13 protein-coding genes are annotated in these 13,264 nt (G+C 39.9%); 4 read left to right on the top strand and 9 right to left on the bottom strand.

What is annotated here, in order from left to right; genetic code table 11:
• Positions 1–144: 144 nt before the first annotated feature.
• Both MKX96_RS16265 and MKX96_RS16270 read right to left on the bottom strand, forming a co-directional pair.
• Positions 145–972: a flagellin N-terminal helical domain-containing protein gene (locus MKX96_RS16265; RefSeq protein ID WP_340885321.1), complete on the bottom strand. Its 828-nt coding sequence runs from the start codon at positions 970–972 to the stop codon at positions 145–147.
• Positions 973–1,486: 514 nt separating this feature from the next.
• Positions 1,487–1,948, bottom strand: coding sequence for a transcriptional regulator (locus MKX96_RS16270; RefSeq protein WP_169359493.1), 462 nt, complete (start codon positions 1,946–1,948; stop codon positions 1,487–1,489).
• A gap of 643 nt (positions 1,949–2,591) precedes the next feature.
• Between MKX96_RS16270 and MKX96_RS16275 the strand changes: the two genes are divergently transcribed.
• The 3 genes from MKX96_RS16275 to MKX96_RS16285 all read left to right on the top strand — a co-directional run bounded on the left by MKX96_RS16275 (position 2,592) and on the right by MKX96_RS16285 (position 7,418).
• Positions 2,592–2,987 (top strand): helix-turn-helix domain-containing protein, encoded by a 396-nt coding sequence (locus tag MKX96_RS16275; RefSeq protein WP_340885324.1) that lies wholly within the window; start codon positions 2,592–2,594, stop codon positions 2,985–2,987.
• A 142-nt stretch (positions 2,988–3,129) separates the two neighbouring features.
• Positions 3,130–4,710 (top strand): hypothetical protein, encoded by a 1,581-nt coding sequence (locus MKX96_RS16280; protein ID WP_340885326.1) that lies wholly within the window; start codon positions 3,130–3,132, stop codon positions 4,708–4,710.
• Complete coding sequence (locus tag MKX96_RS16285) at positions 4,707–7,418, top strand: DEAD/DEAH box helicase (protein WP_340885327.1); 2,712 nt, start codon at positions 4,707–4,709, stop codon at positions 7,416–7,418. Before MKX96_RS16280 ends, MKX96_RS16285 begins: the two co-directional genes overlap by 4 nt.
• Before the next feature lie 85 nt (positions 7,419–7,503).
• On the opposite strand, the gene MKX96_RS16290 is transcribed toward MKX96_RS16285, so the two are convergent.
• On the bottom strand, positions 7,504–7,902 hold the full coding sequence (locus MKX96_RS16290) for a single-stranded DNA-binding protein (protein ID WP_169359489.1): 399 nt from the start codon (positions 7,900–7,902) through the stop codon (positions 7,504–7,506).
• A 247-nt stretch (positions 7,903–8,149) separates the two neighbouring features.
• Between MKX96_RS16290 and MKX96_RS16295 the strand changes: the two genes are divergently transcribed.
• Positions 8,150–8,584, top strand: coding sequence for a YwpF family protein (locus tag MKX96_RS16295; protein WP_169359488.1), 435 nt, complete (start codon positions 8,150–8,152; stop codon positions 8,582–8,584).
• 40 nt (positions 8,585–8,624) lie between these two features.
• On the opposite strand, the gene MKX96_RS16300 is transcribed toward MKX96_RS16295, so the two are convergent.
• The 6 genes from MKX96_RS16300 to MKX96_RS16325 form a co-directional block, all read right to left on the bottom strand.
• Positions 8,625–8,999, bottom strand: a complete 375-nt coding sequence (locus MKX96_RS16300; RefSeq protein ID WP_340885331.1) for a hypothetical protein — start codon at positions 8,997–8,999, stop codon at positions 8,625–8,627.
• Between the two features lie 154 nt (positions 9,000–9,153).
• Complete coding sequence (gene fabZ / locus MKX96_RS16305; protein WP_340885333.1) at positions 9,154–9,594, bottom strand: 3-hydroxyacyl-ACP dehydratase FabZ; 441 nt, start codon at positions 9,592–9,594, stop codon at positions 9,154–9,156.
• 15 nt (positions 9,595–9,609) lie between these two features.
• Positions 9,610–9,906 carry a DNA-directed RNA polymerase subunit beta gene (locus tag MKX96_RS16310; protein ID WP_340885335.1) on the bottom strand — a complete coding sequence of 99 codons (297 nt, stop codon included), beginning with the start codon at positions 9,904–9,906 and terminating at the stop codon, positions 9,610–9,612.
• Positions 9,907–9,921: 15 nt separating this feature from the next.
• Positions 9,922–10,761 (bottom strand): flagellar hook-basal body protein, encoded by an 840-nt coding sequence (locus tag MKX96_RS16315; protein WP_340885339.1) that lies wholly within the window; start codon positions 10,759–10,761, stop codon positions 9,922–9,924.
• A gap of 21 nt (positions 10,762–10,782) precedes the next feature.
• Entirely contained in the window at positions 10,783–11,619 is an 837-nt protein-coding gene (locus tag MKX96_RS16320; protein ID WP_340885342.1) for a flagellar hook-basal body protein, read from the bottom strand.
• A 16-nt stretch (positions 11,620–11,635) separates the two neighbouring features.
• The gene (locus MKX96_RS16325) at positions 11,636–12,628 is read right to left on the bottom strand and encodes a rod shape-determining protein (RefSeq protein ID WP_340885346.1); all 993 of its coding nucleotides are present in this window, start codon (positions 12,626–12,628) and stop codon (positions 11,636–11,638) included.
• Positions 12,629–13,264: the final 636 nt, after the last annotated feature.

The raw sequence follows: 13,264 nt of genomic DNA on the forward strand, positions 1-13,264 counted from the left end.
ACGCTCTTGTTTGCGACGAGCTTGCGCAGGAGCAGATTTTCCCATTTGACCCCGAGGGGCAAGGTGCTGGAGCTAGACATCAATTTACCCACAGGTTCAGAATTTTATGATTTCCAAAACAATAAAACAACCGTGAACAATGCGTCACGATTGTTTGTGCGAATTTAATAGCTGCAATACGGATTGAGCCTGTTGCATATGCATGCTTAGTACGTATTGACTGGCCTGCATTAGTATATTAGCTTTCACTAATGCCATCATTTCCTTTGCCATATCTGCGTCACGTATACGAGATTCCGCTGCAGTTAAGTTTTCTTCCATGTTAACTGCGTTATTGTAGGCGTGCTCCAATCGATTCGAGTATGCCCCCATCCGAGATCTTTCCCGAGAAACCTTGTTAATAGCATCGTCTAACCCACCGATTGAATCTTCTGCATCAGCTCTTGAGGAAATCGACAGATCATTCAAGCCAAGGCTTCCTCCTGACATATCTCCAAAGAGGAGCTCAATAGACTGTCCTGCATTTGCCCCTGCCTGAATGTTAATGGAGGTGTTAGTGCCATCAAGCATGGTTTTCGTATTGAAATTAGTATCCTTGGAGATTCTAGTAACCTCTTTTTTCAATTCCTCAAACTCAATATTAAGTAAGCTGCGATCCTCATCCGTTAAAGTATCGGTCGCAGCCTGCACTCCTAGCTCACGCATACGTTGGAGTATAGCATGTGTCTCATTAAGTGCTCCCTCAGCTGTTTGCAACAACGAAATACCATCCTGAATATTACGAGCCGCCTGACCAAGACCTCTAATCTGCGCCCTCATCTTCTCCGAAATAGCAAGACCAGCCGGGTCATCCGCAGCTCGGTTAATCCGATAACCAGAGGAAAGACGTTCCATCGACCGATTAGCAACCGACCAATGCTGATTCATATTGCGAAGAATAGATAACCCCATAGCATTCCACTTACCTAGCATCCCCTAACCCCCCATTCACTCTACTAACCTTTATATCGACCCACCCACCTAGAATATCAACAAAAAAAAAGAAAAGCGCAACCGCCTATCTCTGCCCCGACAGGCAAATGGAGAAAAGCGAGGAGGCGGTTCCTCAGCCACCGGAGCTTTTATCCATTTGACCCCGAGGGGCAAGGCGGTGTAGCTAGCCAACAATTGATACTATGAAAATTAACGCCTTCCTAAACAACAAAAAAATTTTTAAAACACTGTCTAACCTCCTAAACATTGGGTATATATTACACATGCATTACAGATTTATTGCAGGTGCCAGGCACCCGTAACACACAAAGCGTGGGAGGTTTATGTATATGGCTAAGTTGGGTTTTAATTGGGAGGATATTTTGTTTGGAATAGTAGGTTCAAGTACATTTGTTATTCTTTTTCATTTATTTTCATCCTTTCAGTAATTTAGCCATAAAAAAAACACCTTAGCAGCAGATAAACTTTTGCAAGGTGTTTTCAAGGTATGAAATTAGTCGACATGATGTCCTCCGTACGTGTCTTTGTATTGTTGTAGTTCTCTAAATAGAGTTGCATCTTTATGGAGTAAGGCATAATCTATCATTCTATCAAAATTTTCTTTTTCTAAATGGTCTATAATTTCCTGTGTTCCTTCTAATAGCATCGAGCTAGACTCGTCTACATTGTTTGCATTAATAATGGTTTGAAGGTGTACATGAATATCAGAGACTAATAGGAGTTGGTATAGAGGAAGTCGAATAAAACGATTTCCTTTTTGGAAGACAAATACTTCGGACAGGTTCTCGACTTGTAACGAGTTAGCGTTAACTATGATCTCTTTTCCTTCTACAGGTATGAAGTCAAAAAGCTCATCGTCCTTACGCAAGGAAAAGTATTGATAGGCGAAGACCAGCTTGATCCTATCCCCTTCCAGCTGAGTATAAAAAGGCTTCATTAATTGTACAAGTAACATTCCATCCCCTCCTATCCTTTTTGAATTTTCTGATTTATTGTAGTATATCATAATATCTTTTTTTCGTGTAGTGTATTTAGCCAAAAAAGCGAACGCTAAATGCATTCGCTTTTAAAATATTTCTATTTAATTTACAATGCACTCTCTATCTTCCTTTTTCCTCTAGGGCATATAAAAAAACCATATCTTTCCGCACTATATTCTACTAAAATAGCATCAAAAATCCTTTGTAGGACTTCCTCTCTTGATACCTCTTTCACACAATTTATATAGAACAGAAGCATATTTCGGTTAAAGTCCAGCTGAAGATCATAGATGCTGAAATATTCCGAGACGATTAAGGGTATATGCCTCATATCTTTTTTAGGACTTTCTACAATGTATTGTACATTTTGCTTTTTTACTCCAATTAGCTTCACATGATTTAAACCATTCTTCGAATAACCATCTAAAGAATCAAACAACAAAGGGATAAATACTTGGATTCTTTCTACTACTTTCCTCTCCTCTCTTAAGTAAATTGTCCTATACTACTTTTATACTGCATTACATCAAAATAATTACATTAATCTCCAATTTGGCGATTTTTAATCTAACCTTCTCTCTTTTCGTTATTCTTGTGGCATTGTAGAGGAGGAATTATATGGCCTTTTACGAGCATATCCGAGCGTACCGTGAACAATTAGATATTACACAAATGGAAGCTGCGAAAAGAATGGGCATTGATCATTCTGCTTTGTCTAAGTACGAAAAAGGTGATTTAGCAATCCCTATCACCTTACTGGGAACAATCCAGGAGGTTTATGCCATACCTAAGGATGATTTTTTACATATGCTGATGGGCAAGCCTTCTAAAAGTAAGAACCCTGGGCTAGAGGCGCGAGAAAGTCGAGCAAGATACTTAGAGTCCTTTTACGAGGAAAACATCGTACCACTACAGCATCTGAAAGAGTTCCGTGAGTTAGTGATGGATATTAAATCACATTCTAACGACGACAAAGAGCTTAAGCGGTATATAAAGAAATTAAAAACAGAGTAAGGTCCTCACTTTTTTCAATACTAGTGAGGCTTTTTATTTTGCTTTTTTTCCTCGGAAACAGTTTTGCTCTCCCTTTGGCTTTTATTCGAGCAGGTTTAAACGTATAATGGAAGGAAAGCCTTTTTTATTAGGAGAGATTTGTTTGAACCTAACTTCGTATCAAAAATTAGCTCGTCATTATAAAGAATATATAGATACATCGATGAGAAATATAGAAGAGAAATTAAATCCGACAGTCACAGAAGATGAGGAACTCGTAAGAAGAGCAACCTTTTTTGTACGTAATGGTGCGGTATCCATATCAAATTATTCCCTATCCGAAAACCGGGTAGATTTTGTTATCCGGGACGTAACAAATATTGAGGTTAAATATTTGCCGATGGTAGACCTCATTCATTGTCCTTGCCAAATGCAAAAGCCATGTAGACATATTGTTGCAGCCGTTTTTTATCTATATCAACAAAACTTTTCCTTATCGGATTGGGTTTCTAATTGGAAATCCAACTCGGAGCATCTACAACTATCGTTACTTTCCAATGAAAGAAATCCGAAAAACTGGGATTTAATTATCGATAATTTTTTCCGGAAGTTTATCTCAAGTTACCCGCCAACAAGCTTCTATTTGTTAGAATTTGCAATCCATGACCTTGAGGCTCAGGTTCGAAAATCTCGACCATTTGAGCGAGAATGGCAACCTATTTTTGATGTGTATGTCAAGCTAGGTATTCTGCAACGTGCCTGGTTTTATTTTAATGAATATGCCGAAACTAATATGCGCAACCGAGTGTATCAGTTTTTAACAAACTATACGGAGGATTTAGATGAGAGTCTGTCCCAGCTAGCTGCAAAACCTAGAATGTTCGCAGCAGATCCGTTTTACGATCGAATGATGGAAATTATACGTTCCTTTTACTATGAGGAGGAAGGGCTGATCTATTACCGAAAGCACATATACTTGGCTTTCTGGGATGCCCTAGTAACGGATAAGGCTACTCGTATGCAAGAGGTTAAACACCTGCAGGAGCTTACTATAGAAGAAGATGGACTCATGTTAAATATGGTGCTTCCATATTTCTATCTTACCCTATCTATGATTGATGAGCTTTTGGAAGCAGCGGAGAATATGGATAGAAACCAACTACTAGAGTGGGTAGAGGTTAGTGAAAAGGCTCTACATGCGTCCAACAAGGATTTAGTAAATGAGCTGAGTAGAAAGCTATTGCCTCATATCTCCTATTATTTAACGGAAGTCATTCAACATCCAGCAAAGGTTATGCTCATTAGAAGACTGCAAATACTATTCAACCAAGTGGACTTAACAACAGAGGAACTGGAGAAGCTATATTTATCTTTTGGTTTATACGGGATCCAGGCATACTCCGGTTTACTAATCGAACAGAAGCGGTATAAAGAATGGATGGCGCTTCACCAGGCTACCAACTCTTCACTAGAGTATACGGAGTCCTGTGGTTTAGCGGTTGTAAGAGAGGAGGCTCCTGAAGTACTTCTTCCACTTTATCATCATTATGCCATGCGTTATATCCAAGAAAAAAACAGATACAGCTACAAGCAAGCTGTTCGCGTTTGGAAGAAAATGAAACAGGTGGCGAAGAAAGCAAACGAAATTGACTATTGGAATGCTTACGTAGAAAGTGTTCGTGAAAAATATCGCCGACTTCGCGCCTTGCAACAAGAAATAGAGAAAGGAAACCTGCCATTATGAATAAGCCTTTATCTATTACAAAAGAATTTTCTCTGTATATCGAACAAGCAGCAAATGGAAGCTTTCTTTTATCTACAAATGCAGCTTCTATTCAAGAATGGGTGGAGGCTCTCTACTTAAATCATCGTGAAAGCTTTTTTGGACTCAATGCACAAATTGAGGATAACGTATTAGTAGCTTCTCCAGTAGAGGTAATGGAGATTTTTTCTTCCGAAGGGCATCCCTTTATCACCTTTTCTGCGGCAAATGAGTCTGCTCAAGAATGGCTAACGACGTTTAAAGAAGCTGGAGGCGTTTGGAGTTCACCTGACCTTTGGAACACAGTCGAGCTAAAGGAGAATAACTTAGAGGTTTCGGCTCCGCTTGAAGAACGAGGAAAACAGCTTGTCCAGCATGCCATTCAGCAGAAGCTGTTCCAGGCCGGGCTGACGATGGAGGATTTACCTGCCTTAATACCTTTCTTCCAGCAGGGCGGCTGGCCGATAAAGTCCCAATCGACACATCCGAATCTATTGGTTGCCTTACGTCTATCCGAGCCAGATGAAGCAGATGACACTTGGTTAATAGAGACAGTTGTTCGCGGTAAGAAAAGCAGTGTCTATTGGACGCCTGCCTATCGTAAAAAGACATCACCTATTAAGGAAGCACTGCCAGACAAATGGAGAGATCATAGCACCTACATCGAGGAAACTCAGGATAAAATATTTTCCCTTGTTTCCTCCATTGATGCTGTAGAATTATCTACCTTTTTCTCTTCACCGTTAACTGATGAAGAAGTGCGTGTTTTTTTACGTGATGACTTGATCAAATTACAGGCTCTTGGGTTTGAGGTTGTCCTTCCGAGCTGGCTGAAGAGCCTCAAGGAATCCAAAATGAAGGTAAAAACAATCGCAAAGACTGCTAATACGTATAAGACAGCTGCTGGTTTAAATGAAATTCTTCAGTTTAACTGGAACTTTTCTTTAAACGGTCACGAAATTTCTGCAGATGAATTTCAAAAAATGGTCAATGAAAATCGTTCTTATATTCAAGCAGGAAATGAATGGTTCCGAATTGACGCTGCATGGATGCAACAAATCCGAAAATTGATGAAGCAGTCCGAGGATGAAAATTGGACGGTTAAGGAGCTATTGTTCCGTGAGATTCCTGAAGAAATTGCTTTAGCCATTGATGATGACGAGCAGTCTGATGAGGATCCACTATTTCAATTTGAAATGCAGCAATCTCTTAAGGTGTTAATGGAACAACTTTCAGAGAAAAAAGGTTATCCTACGGTTGATGTATCACCCAACCTATTAACCTCACTACGCCCATATCAGCAGCTAGGATTAGACTGGCTTGTCTTTATGCGCAATGAAAAGTTTGGTGCCTGTCTTGCAGATGACATGGGGCTTGGAAAAACTGTTCAATTAATCGCCTATCTGCTCCATGTTCATGAAAGCGGTGAACAAAAGACACCATCTTTAATTATTTGTCCGACCTCTGTTCTTGGAAACTGGCAGAAGGAGCTTGCTAAATTTGCTCCATCGTTAACTGTTCAAACTCATTATGGGACAGCACGAACACGGGAAATAGACAAAGAAGCAGATGTTGTCATTACTACTTTCGGTACTGCAATGCAGGATATTGAAGCATTACAGGAAATCGAATGGTCTAGTATTACACTCGATGAGGCTCAGAATATAAAGAACATGCATACCAAACAATCACGTGCCATTCGTAAGCTAATTGGTAAGCATCATATCGCTTTAACTGGAACACCGGTTGAAAACAGACTATCCGAGCTATGGTCCATCTTCGACTTTATCCATAAGGGATATTTAGGCTCTTTCCGTAAGTTCCAGGAAAACTATATAGCACCAATTGAGCGAGATAATTCGGACTCTGTGAAGCATAAGCTACGTGTCAAAATCCAGCCCTTCCTACTTAGAAGAACGAAGCAGGATCCTGAATTATTGCTTAACCTACCAGAAAAGCTGGAGCAGCGAGAATACTGTGGCCTCACAACCGAGCAAGCGGCTTTGTATGAGTCTCTCATACAAGAGACGGTCAGTAAGCTGGATACGCTTTCCGGCTTTGAAAAAAAAGGACTCATCTTAAAAATGCTTAGTAAGTTAAAGCAACTATGTAACCACCCTGCCCTATACTTGAAGGAGCCTTTTGATGACGCAGATGACATGCTTGAACGCTCTGAAAAGCTAGCACGAATTGTGACGCTGGCTGGTGAAATCGCTGCCCGAGGCGAGCAATGTCTCATCTTCACCCAATACATTGGAATGGGCCATTTACTACAGCATTGCTTGACGGAGCTGTTCCAAATTGACGCTCCTTTCCTAACAGGAAGTATGCCAAAAAATCAGCGTGACCATTTAGTTGAAGCATTTCAGGCCAAGGAATTCCCAGTTTTCCTTCTATCATTGAAGGCAGGGGGAACAGGACTGAATCTTACAGCTGCTAGCCATGTCCTTCATGCTGATCGCTGGTGGAATCCTGCGGTTGAAAACCAAGCGACAGATAGAGCTTATCGAATCGGACAAACGAATTTTGTTCATGTTCATAAGTTTATAACAATTGGTACCATTGAAGAAAAAATTGATAAGCTACTTGAAGAGAAGCAGGCATTATCTGAGGAACTGATTCATTCTAGTCAATGGATCACGGAAATGTCTGACGCAGACTTGAAGGATTTACTCACCCTTTCTATTTAAAATTTTTTAGCAAAAACCTGGCCAGCGATTGGTCAGGTTTTTTTCTCTCTTGTATCATTTGATTTGGTTGCGGCCATTCAAATTTTTACACTGGAAGTTTTTTTATTTGTTCTGCTGGAAATTCAAAATCACTTTCTACTTGCTTATTTTCTTCTTTACTTTGTTCTGTTTCGTCACGATTTTTGGTAGCTAAAAATCGGATATCCTCCACTATAACCTCCGTAACGAATACTCTTATGCCCTCGCCTTTTTCATAAGATCTCGTATTTAAGCGGCCAGTAATTCCTACCAAGGAGCCCTTTCCACAGTACTTCACAGTTGTTTCAGCTAGCTTCCCCCAAATCGTGCAAAGGACAAAATTTGCTTCTTCGCTCTTATAGCCTTTGCTTACAGCAACTACAAATCCTGTTTGTACTCTCCCCTCGGATAAGTGTTTCAGCTGTGGAGCCTTCGTCATTCTTCCAATTATCGAAACTGTATTCAATCTGTCACCTCCTTCATTAGCCATATCATAAGCTTTACAAGCATTATTGGCAAAGTCGCATTTTAGCGTTTTGGGGCGTTATTCCAGACTAAAATTCAAAATTGAAAACCTCTTTTTCGACAATCCCTTTCTCCTTCTCATTCCTAAAAATCAAAAATAGAAATTTGCTAGTTTTATAATTATTTTTTTCCATAGAATCCCTATGCTATAATGGAGAATAATTAGCCAGACTAAAGGTGGATTGTCCATGAAAACTTTTAAAATGATTTCCGTATCCCTTATTCGTAATAATGAAGAACTGCCGATTCTATTAGAGGATGGTATTGTTATTAACCAAGAGAATACCAGTCGTTCTTGGATTTTAGAGTTATTTATCGACCAAAAACACGAGGATTTCTTTAATGAATTAAAAGCATCGAATGAATTGTTTAACGCCAAGGTTGTCATCTCTTACCCGGAAAATGAACCCGCTCATTTTGAAGTAGCGACATACTCCGTGAAAAAAATCGGTGATCATCTTTCCGTCCTGCTTCGCGGAACGTTAAAGCGTGTACGTAGAAAATATGCCGAATCATTACTGGCAGAGCTAATCGAGGATGGATTAATTGGAGAAGAATTATTAACACAATTCGAAAAGGATATGAAAACAAGACCTTCCCTAAAGAAAGATAAAGAAAGCTGACTCCAATTGGAATCAGCTTTTCTTTATGTGAAGAATTTTTTTATCGGCCATTGCCATCAACAGTAGGTTCGTCTACCCATGTACCTTTGTCCATGTCTAATGTAGAGTTTCCATTACCATTATTTCCGCCCATTGTACCGTTATTATCATCGTTATTTATTCCACGGTTGCCATCATAATCGCCACTACGTCCGTTACCTTCGTTCATACCATCAGTTGTGCCAGTACCAGCTCCACCGCCATTACCTCCAACACCGTTACCAGTATCTCCACCTGGTGAAGGGGTGATCACACGATTACCATTGTTTAACTCTCCCATTGGTGTTTCGTTGTTTGATGGTACTGCTTCATCGTTATTACATCCAACCAATAAAAACGAACATAATGCAATAGTAGGAACAGCTTTTTTCCACATAAAAAAATTCCTCCTTTCTTGATATCGTCATCACATCTTCATGTGACTTACGATAGGTTATCCAAGAGAAGAAGGAACTATCCTATGGCATTATTACCTCTTTTTTCAACAAAAATGAAATTGTATATACTTATCTAGAGGTGGAATATTACGATTAAATGTTATTTTGAACAGGTCCTAGTGCAAACAGGATATCTGTTTCACAAACAAGCTCGCCATCTACTGTCGCAATACCGTGGCCTTTACCCATCGGCCCGCGAAGCTTAGTCAGCTCCACTTCAAGTTTCAGTTGATCGCCTGGCTTCACTTGGCGTTTGAAACGACAGTTATCTATTCCTGTAAAGAAAGCGAGTCTTCCTTTGTTTTCAGGAATTTGTAATACTGCCACTGCTCCAACTTGGGCTAGCGCTTCCACAATAAGAACGCCTGGCATTACCGGATATCCAGGAAAGTGACCATTAAAGAATTCTTCATTAATCGTTACATTTTTTAATCCTACCGCTCGTTTACCCTCTTCTATTTCCAAAATACGATCTACCATTAAAAATGGATATCGATGAGGTAGAATAGCTTGTATTTGCTCCGTTGTTAGCATGGAATCGCCCTCCAATTATTTACCGTCTTTAATGTCAAATATATGCTGGTACGTTTCCCATTTGAGCGCATCCTTTGGCTCGCCTTCGCCTATTACTCCGTAGCCGACCATAAGTCCAGCAGCTACTGCCACTGCTATAAGAGCCGCAACAATTAGGATACGCAACCAAATTGGAAACATACGAATTTGAACCCATTTGGTTTGTTTCGTTTGCTCTGTTGAATCATTTGCTGGTTCTTTCTTATTTGCTTGCCCTTGTGCTTTTTCTAGCCTACGTTGTTGTCTGCTAGAAGATTTTACTTCTTCTGTCATACAAATTACTCCTTACTAGCGTATCCCATTAATTAAGCCCATCATTTGATCTGCAATGGAAATGGAACGTGCACTAAACTGATACTGCCGTTGAGTGGTCATTAAGTCTGTCATCTCTTTGGAAACATCCACATTAGACATTTCTAACACTTGGTTGCTTAAAGAAATTTCTCCTCTGGCCGCTCCTTGTAAATCTACCATAACATCCTCAGCATTTGCACCTAGTTCATCTAAATTCTCTGGTATAACAATATACGCAGCAGACAAGTGTTCCATGAATTGAGGTTTTTGCAGTACAGAAACTGCTAATTCTCTTTGCTCAGTTGTGCCATCTGGATACTCCGCTACTAAGACTCCGGATTCATTGACAGAGAATCTGGAAACACCTTCTCGTAAGGTAATCGCTTGTCCTTGTGCGTCGGCTACTGGATATCCTTCCCCGTTAACGAGCATCAGCTGACCATTCTCTATTGGAGAAACATAAAACGCTCCTTGACGAGTATAAGCTGTTTTTTCACCATTTTGGCCGTCTGGCATAATAACCTGAAAGTATTGCTTAGGCTCCTGGAAAGCAAAATCTAGGTCTCTACCAGTAGATTGGATACTCCCTTGCTTCCAATTCATCTGCGACTGAGCAAGCGCTGCTCCAACCCCATAACGAATACCTACAGGTGACTGTCTGTCGGCTTTATCTAACTTATCATTGTTGAATTGCTGATACAGTAATTCCTGAAACTTAACCTCTTTTGATTTATAACCATGCGTATTAGAATTGGAAAGGTTATTCCCTATAATATCTAATTGGTTTTGTAGTTGGGACATCGTGTTGGTTGCTGTAATCATAGTACGTAGCATTTACCGCACCTCCTTCATTAGTTAAACTCGGCCAACCTCGTTGACTGTTTTTTGCATACTTTGATCGTATGCTTGAAGTATTTTTTGATTTGCCTCAAACGTTCTATACGCAGACATGAGTTCTGTCATCGTCTTTGCGCTATCCACGTTAGACCCTTCAATATAGCCCTGCTGCATCGCAAAGCTTACTTCTCCATTGTCATATGCGGAAGGTAGCCCATTGCCATCTTCGGTTCTAAATAAACCATTGTCTTGTTTAACTAAACGATCAGGTGTTGCTGCAAATGAAACGCCAATTTGAGAAACAGACTCGTTATCCACATAAATCTGTCCATCATCGCCTACGCGGAAGTCATCATTTTGCATTTGAATGCGTTGTCCGGAAGAATTTAATACATATAACCCTTGAGCATTCGTCAGAAAGCCTGCTGCGTCTAACGTAAAGTTACCGTTTCTAGTGTATGCCTCTCCACCTGCAGGATGCTCGAGACGGAAAAATAATGCACCAGCTTTTCCTGTTTCAGCATCCACTGGAAGCCCACCATCTATTAAAGCAAGATCTGTATTCAAATCCGTTTGCTGCAGCTGTCCTTGGGTTTGCAAGGCAACAATCTCAGACATATACACGCCTGTACTAATTCCACCAACTGTAGAAAGAGATTTCCCGCTTATCGGATTCTCTGTTGGAATTTTAGTCGGCCCTAAACGTGACATTAACATATCAGGAAACGAACGAATCGTTGATTGATCTGCTTTAAAGCCTGGTGTATTCGCATTTGCCATATTATTGGTTAATAGCTCGGTTCTTCGCTGTTGGGCAATCATTCCAGATGCTACTGTATTAAATCCTCGAAACATGATGAAGCCTCCACTCTTATCTTCTACTTATTTTATCGATATTATCAAGCATAATTCCAGTGCCAATCGCAACACAATCCATCGGTCTTTCTGCAGTAAACACAGGAACCTTTAATTCTTCCATCAATAAAGTATCCATTCCATGCAATAATGCACCACCACCAGTAATAATTACACCACGGTCAATAATATCTGCAGATAGCTCTGGTGGAGTCTTTTCTAGCACATTTTTAGCCGATTGTACAATAACCGATACAGACTCTCTAAGTGCATGTTCAATTTCATCGGACTTGATCGTAATCGTTCTTGGTAAACCACTTACCATGTCACGTCCGCGAATATCCATTTCCTCATGACGACTGTCTGGAAAAACTGTTCCAACCGCAATTTTTATATTTTCTGCAGTTCGTTCTCCGATCAGCAGCTTGTACTCTTTTTTAATATATTGAAGGATATCATTATCAAAAACATCTCCAGCAACTTTGATGGATTCAGAGGTAACAATATCACCCATAGAAAGTACCGCGATATCAGTAGTTCCCCCACCAATGTCCACGACCATATTCCCGCTAGGTTGGAAGATATCCATACCTGCTCCAATCGCCGCAACTTTTGGCTCCTCTTCTAAATAAACCTTTTTCCCGCCAGACTTTTCTGCTGCTTCACGAATGGCCTTTTGTTCAACACTTGTAATGTTTGTAGGACAGCATATTAAAATACGTGGCTTCGATAAAAAGCCCTTTACATTTAATTTATTGATAAAATGCTTAAGCATCGCTTCTGTCACATCAAAATCAGCAATTACTCCATCCTTTAATGGACGAATCGCTACAATATTTCCTGGGGTTCTACCTAGCATTTGTCGAGCTTCTTCTCCAACTGCTAGTACTTTATTCGTATTTCTATCTAAAGCAACCACGGAAGGCTCGTTTAATACAATTCCTTTACCCTTCACGTGAATTAACACATTTGCTGTCCCTAAATCAATTCCTATATCTTTTGCAAACATTACTAGTGTTTCCCCTTCCTCACTAAAACTTTTATATGTAAACTCCGTAATGTATCTAACATCTAATTTTATCATAGTTTTGTCAGAATAACAGTTTTTTTAAATAGCATTTTGGACAAAAAAGTATAAAAAAATAGAAATTTTTGACGAATTAGAAACTATTATCACTATTCCTGTCTAGGCAAGTGTTCTTACCCTTATATCGGGACTTTAGGTTTAAATTAAATAGGGGGTTCTTTAAAAAATACACATAGGGGAGTTTTATATACACGAGGATGGCTTGAAATGGAGTTTTTGAGAGTGTTGCAGGAAAATTGGAAAGTGTTGCGCATATGGCCTGAAGTGTTGCGGGAATCTCGAAAGTGTTGCGCCTTTTGTTCGAAGTGTTGCACTTACCACTTGAAGTGTTGCAATTTCGAAAAGTGTTGCGCTTATGCCCTGAAGTGTTGCGGGAATCTCGAAAGTGTTGCGCATATGGCCTGAAGTGTTGCGGGAATCTAGAAAGTGTTGCGCCTTTTGATCAAAGTGTTGCGCTTACCACTTAAAGTGTTGCGGAAACTACTCTGCATCCTAAATTTAGTATGCGTAAGTTTGCATATGAATATGTTATATTCGTCAATTGAGCAAAGTAAAAAG

This window comes from Psychrobacillus sp. FSL W7-1493 (assembly GCF_038004905.1).
In the GTDB taxonomy this organism is placed as follows: Bacteria; Bacillota; Bacilli; order Bacillales_A; family Planococcaceae; genus Psychrobacillus.